Source organism: Alkalibaculum bacchi (assembly GCF_937875145.1).
Classification (GTDB): domain Bacteria; phylum Bacillota; class Clostridia; order Eubacteriales; family Alkalibacteraceae; genus Alkalibaculum; species Alkalibaculum bacchi_A.
In genome coordinates, this window is record NZ_CALNCS010000158.1 from 1 (window position 1) to 6,181 (window position 6,181).

Sequence of the window (6,181 nt, forward strand, 5' to 3'; positions counted from 1 at the left end):
GCCATGTGCATCAAGCCTTTCGTTGACAACTATGATTACGGAACCAGCAAAGTATTTACTGCCGATGAGACCTATATCAAGATTCGTGGCATCAAAGCTTATATCTGGTTCATAATGGATGCTGCCAGCCGTTCTATTATCGGTTATCAGGTATCGAATAATCGTGGCGTCGGTCCTTGTATTCTTGCGATGCGAATGGCATTCCGACACCTTAAAGAACTTCCAAAACACTTTAAATTTATTGCTGATGGATACAGCGCCTACCCTTTGGCTGCTCAGCAGTTCTTCCATGAGTTTGGAGATAAATTCAAGTTCGATATCACTCAGGTAATTGGACTTACCAACGACGATGAAGTGTCAAAAGAATTCCGTCCATACAAGCAGATGATTGAAAGACTGAACCGTACATACAAGGTTTCTTACAGACCTACGAACGGTTTTGACAGCATCGACGGTGCCAACTATGACTTGGCTCTGTGGGTTGCGTATTACAACTTTCTCCGTCCTCACAAGCACAACAATTACAAGGTTCTTAATGATGTGGAACTGCTAAAAGGAGCTGGAAACATGCCGGGTAAATGGCAGCTTCTCATCTTCCTTGGACAGCAGACAATTCTAAACATACAAAATCAGGCTACTGCTTAAGAGGAGCGGAACCGTTGTCAAGGGAACCATGGAATACCGCAGTGCATCGCACGAGGATATGCCGCGAAAGTTCCTTGACATAAGGTTCTCGGATTATCCTATTCATGCAGAAAAGGGGCAACTGCGCCCTTTTCCTGCCTTCCGGCGAGGATGGGTTCGGGCAAAGCCCGTATTGGGTCAAGGGACTGGTACCTTGCGGGTACTTAGGGTGGTGCCCTAAGCCCTCGGAGAGCTATTCGTGATTAAGATCTACAGTTTTCAAGGTTCGTTTGAGCCTATTTTTTTGACTAAGTTTTCTCATAACTTACTTGACACTACCTCTTTTTAAAGCACCCTGAATTTTCTATGTTTATTAGTAAAATTTAAACTTCCTATCATATGGATATTAACTTTGATTCCAAATAATCAATGGTCACATCATAAAATACAAAGTCATCGATTTTATTTTCTGCTTTGGCATCTACTACCTGCTTAACACTTTTTTCATCTTGTTCTGGACACATTAGGAGTAATTTACACTCTGGTCTTTGCTCTCTTAGGTTTTCACATACTTGCAAGCAATAATTCATATTATATGGCCCTGATTCAGTTGCTTCAATAAGTGCCGCTTTAGTATTATTACTACTAATAGCTATAAGTACATCATTATAGTCGGGCTCATAAATCAGATTTATATGAGGACTATCTCGAAGTTTTATCATCAGGGCCTCGGCAATTGCTTTTCGCTGCATAATCAATACAACATTTGGCATATTTTATCCCCTCCTTTTATAGTTTTTCTTATATTTTCTTCGATTTTAAGTTTTATACACTTCTATAATTAAATAATATCAAGTATTTTCTCTTTTGCACCTAGCCGCTACGGTTAGGTTTTTGGCAAAAAATATATTTTTACTTAGTAGAGTGGATTAATTAACCCATTTAATATCATATAAAATGCTAGGTCAATTGCTTTTTCAAAACCTGTTTTAGCTAACATATTGGATTTGTGATATTTTACAGTGCTTTCTGAAATAAAAAGTTCCTCAGCGATTTCTTTGTTAGTCATATGCTTGCACATCAGCCTAAGCACTTCCATTTCCCTATCTGTTAGTGGTGCTTCGCCTATTGTTGTATGGATCGTTTTTGGTTCAGGGAAGAATTGTTTACCTTCCATAACCCCTTTGGCTACTTCTACAAAATAGTCTAGGCTTTTACTTTTATAAATAAAGGCATGTGCTCCTGCTTCTTTAGCCCTAGGTGCATAAGTGATTTCATCAAAACCTGACATCACTATTATTTTCATCTGAGGATATTTCTCAAGTACTATTTTTGTTGCATCCAAACCTGATGCTCCACCTTCTGTGCACACATCCATAAGAACTAAATCTGGTTTGAGTTTCATGCAATAGAGTTCTGCATGTAATGCATTTTTTAAAGTCCCCACTACTAAAAAATCATCTGTATTTGTTAATGCATTAAATAATGAATCGCACATTGATTCATGATCGTCTACAATAAGTACTTTATACATCCATGCCACCTCCTGGTAAAACAACTGACAATGTAAATTGTGGGTAAGGAGTTATTTCTATATTCCCACCTTGTGCTTCCACTTTTTTTCTAATTGCTTTAATTCCACTACCTGGGATGATTGGATCGCTTGTTGTGTGCCCGACATTGGATATTACAAGATTATATGAATCTTTAATCTCCTCAGATTCAATATTGATTCTTGTTGCAAAGCCATGTCTTACAGCATTAGCAGAGCCTTCTCTTATGATATCTACAAATAGGCCGGCTTGCTCTTCATCTTCTGGGAGTTTACCCTTGAAGTTAATATCTACTCCAATAGAATTAAAAATCTCTTGTATACTTTGTAACTCCTCTAGGGGACTGATTTCATCATGTTCTGCTTTTATTTCATCTATAAGTCCTTTTGATAATGATGTTAGTAATTTATAATCTAAAATTTCTTCATTTTGTATCATACGAAGAAGGACCGTTAGACGCTGGCCTAATATATCATGGGCACGTATCTTAGCATTTTCAATTTCCTTTTCTTTACTAAGTATATGAAGATTTGATATTGTTCTTTTTAATTCTTCACTTTTATTTCTTAGTTCTTGATCTTGAATCTGCAATTTAGAGGTTAATGACCAATTTTCGCTTACATCAGCAGCAGAAATATGAATATAATTTTTCATTAATAATGGTATTTCTGTTTTAGTAAACATCCAAGCACTCCCGTCTGGCAAAAGATAAACTGCCTGTCCTTCTAGCTGTACTTTTTCATATCTAGACTTAAATTTATCTGAAATGAGTAATTTATAAAATTTTAGAGAATCTCGAAATACTTGACCTGTTATAAGTAGCATCAATTTTTGCATTTGATGATTTAATAGAACTGTATATCCATCGCTTTCACAAAACAATACTCCTGTATGCAAAGTATTTACTGCTTGTATAACTGACAAGGCAGATATACTTGTCCTTATTGCTATTAAACTGGAAACAAATACCTTAATACTTCTAATTAAAAAAAATATTAAAATTGCGACAAAACCCCATGGGAAAGCACTCCCTAAAACATCTTCCATAAATGGTAATGATATTGAAGTAGCTGTTATAACTCCTAGTGGCAAGATAGTTTTGTTAAGGAATCCTACCACTATGCCTAGTATTAGAATAATTATAAAGATAGCTATTCTTATATTTTCATACCCAACTGGAACAAGAATTCCATTTTTATATCCATTTACAACCTCTCCATGTAAAAGTGAAAAGATAAGAATTTCAACAACAATGAACATTTCAAATAAATTTTCAAAAACCCGTCTTGTAGTTTGGTCGTGACGATAAAAATTTAGGACTGTAGCAAGTGTCTGAGATAAAACTCCAATTCCTAATATAAAAGTAATAAAGATCCTAGTTACCCATGAAGCTGTATAAAACTCAATCATTTTCTACTCCTCCTTTCGGAAAAGAAATGCTGATGCCGATTGTATCTTCTATATCTTTTTTTGTAATTTTACCCTTTGCAATTTCGATTGCTTCTATAAGCTTTGACTCTGCATTTAATGCTCCTATTTCTATTGATGGGAGGAGTCTCATTGTAATCTCATCTTCTTCAGTAGATATATCTACAATGATGTATGGACAAGATTTTTGGACTGCCAAATCAGCTACAGTATAGAAAAAATCGTAGAATATAGTAGCATATCTGATTGGAATACTTCCACTTATTTCGTTTACTCTTGCAATTTGAAGATTCGAATATTTTGCTATTTTGCAGAGTTCATCTATATAAACGATCAATTCATCTGCCTCAATTTTTTGTGATTCTTTTTCTTTGAAAAACAAGTTACATATACGCTTTGTATAACATAATAAAAGCGCAATACGAGTGGTCTCAATTGAATGATTTCTAGAATGTTCTAATTTTTCTATCATACTTGACAATCTTTGTATGTTTTCACTTATCTCTGCTTCTAACTGTTCCATCAATTGCTTTTTTGCGTTTTTTTCATTAATCATCCGCTTTATTTTCTCCTCTTCAGCTAATATAGCATTGGCTTCTGTGAGTTTTTTAGTTGATTGCTGAATTTTTCTGTGTAAGTGCTGAATTTTGCTGATATCTTCATTCCACAAGGCATAACCTCCTGGAATTGGGTTAGCAAATAGCAAGGATTCATCCTCTTGTAAAACCGGAATAGGGGATGACGCTATAGCTTTCTCGATAATATCTTTACTAATTAGTTTCGCTAAAGATGAAGCTATTACTAATTTTCTTTCCTTGTCTATTATTTGAATTTTAAGTGGAGAACATGTAAATATATCTATATATTTTGTGTTTACAGGGACCAACCCAGATCTTATACATGCTTCAAACATAAGCATTACAAAAATTCCTGTAACTATTGTTAAGTCAGTTTCATATACAAAAGTGTCTCTCATTATATACTTATAGTTGTATAAACCAAAAAGGATAAAAACTGTAATAGGAAATATAAATCTTTTTATTCTAGGACTTCGTATGCTTTTTTTGATCAGTATTACAAGTGCTGCAGCGATATTCATCATGCAAACAAATAGTATAATATAATATCCCAAGCCATAAGTGTAATCTTTAGCCCAATCTGGCCTACTTAAATCTAAGTGAAATACAAGACTGTGTAGGTCGTTTGTAAATACAAAAATAATTAATACACCAATAAACACCGCCAACCTTCTCCACCATTTAGGAGGAAAAGTTTCGTCTTTGGGCTTATCAATTGCCCATGCCATCCACAGTACAACAAGTGGCAATGACAATTGGAAGATATAATAGGAGTACCACAAATATCGAGACAAGACATCGTTTACTACTACTTGATACTTTATAAGTCTAACCAAAGCCCACCCATTCAAAATTACTCCTGTAAAAAAAGCGGCATAGCTAATTCCTCTTTGCATAGAACGACGAAGAACAGAAGCTACCCAAATAGTAACTATAATCATATACAATAAGGCGAATAAAAGGTGTTCCCGATAGTCAACTGACATAAATCTCTTAGAGTTTAGAACTTGTCTTTCTATCAAAGGACTGACATTTCGCGTAGTTTTTGCAAAATGCTTGTAATCCGTGACTTTGACAGCAGGTTTATAAGCTATTTTATCAGGATAGATAGAAAGATCACTCTCTCCATCTAATAACCTGAACTTACTTTCTAGCAATAGTTTCTCTAGATCTCCTTGGAAAACTAGATCTTCATTTGATAGTAAGCCTTTTTCGTATGTAAGTGTTCCTTCTTTTGGGATTATGATTTCGAAATTCCGCCCATCATCTATAAGAGCAGCTGCTTGGTAGTCGTAACAAACAATAAGAGGAGAATCGAATGAGTCAATTTTAAGACGAGAATTTTTGTGTAGTGTTGTTAATAGGTGGATTGACTTTGTTAAAGTGTAGTCTTCGCCTTCTAAGCCATATGATATCGCGGCGGTCAACATCTGATCATTTCCTTGTGTCTTAGAAAAAGCTACTTCTTCTTTAATGTCTAACAAATCATTCCAGCCAGTGACTACCGTATTGGTTTTATCACGATCGATAGCGATAATAACTGTTGCCAGATAATGTGGATACCAGTATTTGGCAATACCTGTCTGCAGTGCCCCATCTGCTTGTGTATCAAAGACTTCTGCTATCGCTCCATCATCTACCAGGTAATACGCTCTATTCTCTGATTCTTCAATTGTATATGAAGGTAATGTTTGTTCCACTATTTTTGGGTATAAGGAATAGTCGTCCATATTACATATAAGCGAATTGGACTTTGTTTCTCTTTCACAGCCAGAAGTAATAGCCGCTATAATCAAGATAAGAACTAAATAAGTAATGCGTAAATGCTTTGTAGAATTAACTTGTCTAGGTTTGAAAAAAAACACCCCCAATGAATAAAAATGGATCATGCTTAGTTGTTTATAGATTGTGTTAATATTATATTAATAACTCAACTTTCCCAACTTAAATTCGCAAACATTGCCTGAATAAATAAGGCTTGGGTACTCATCCAATCCT

Annotated in this window: 5 protein-coding genes; 1 reads left to right on the top strand and 4 read right to left on the bottom strand. The window is 35.1% G+C overall.

The genetic code is table 11. From position 1 onward, the window contains the following. Nucleotides 1-645 (top strand): DDE-type integrase/transposase/recombinase (locus Q7P22_RS09490; RefSeq protein WP_303863587.1); only part of this gene is annotated, 645 nt, incomplete at its 5' end. A 374-nt stretch (nucleotides 646-1,019) separates the two neighbouring features. Here the strand turns inward: Q7P22_RS09490 and Q7P22_RS09495 are convergent. The 4 genes from Q7P22_RS09495 to Q7P22_RS09510 all read right to left on the bottom strand — a co-directional run bounded on the left by Q7P22_RS09495 (nucleotide 1,020) and on the right by Q7P22_RS09510 (nucleotide 5,913). Beyond that, nucleotides 1,020-1,397, bottom strand: a complete 378-nt coding sequence (locus tag Q7P22_RS09495; RefSeq protein WP_303863589.1) for a hypothetical protein — start codon at nucleotides 1,395-1,397, stop codon at nucleotides 1,020-1,022. Between the two features lie 143 nt (nucleotides 1,398-1,540). Further along, nucleotides 1,541-2,158 carry a response regulator transcription factor gene (locus Q7P22_RS09500; RefSeq protein ID WP_303863591.1) on the bottom strand — a complete coding sequence of 206 codons (618 nt, stop codon included), beginning with the start codon at nucleotides 2,156-2,158 and terminating at the stop codon, nucleotides 1,541-1,543. Further along, entirely contained in the window at nucleotides 2,151-3,587 is a 1,437-nt protein-coding gene (locus Q7P22_RS09505; RefSeq protein WP_303863593.1) for a sensor histidine kinase, read from the bottom strand. The genes Q7P22_RS09500 and Q7P22_RS09505 overlap by 8 nt, the downstream gene beginning before the upstream one ends. Then, nucleotides 3,580-5,913, bottom strand: coding sequence for a histidine kinase N-terminal 7TM domain-containing protein (locus tag Q7P22_RS09510; protein WP_303863595.1), 2,334 nt, complete (start codon nucleotides 5,911-5,913; stop codon nucleotides 3,580-3,582). The genes Q7P22_RS09505 and Q7P22_RS09510 overlap by 8 nt, the downstream gene beginning before the upstream one ends. Between the last annotated feature and the right edge of the window lie 268 nt (nucleotides 5,914-6,181).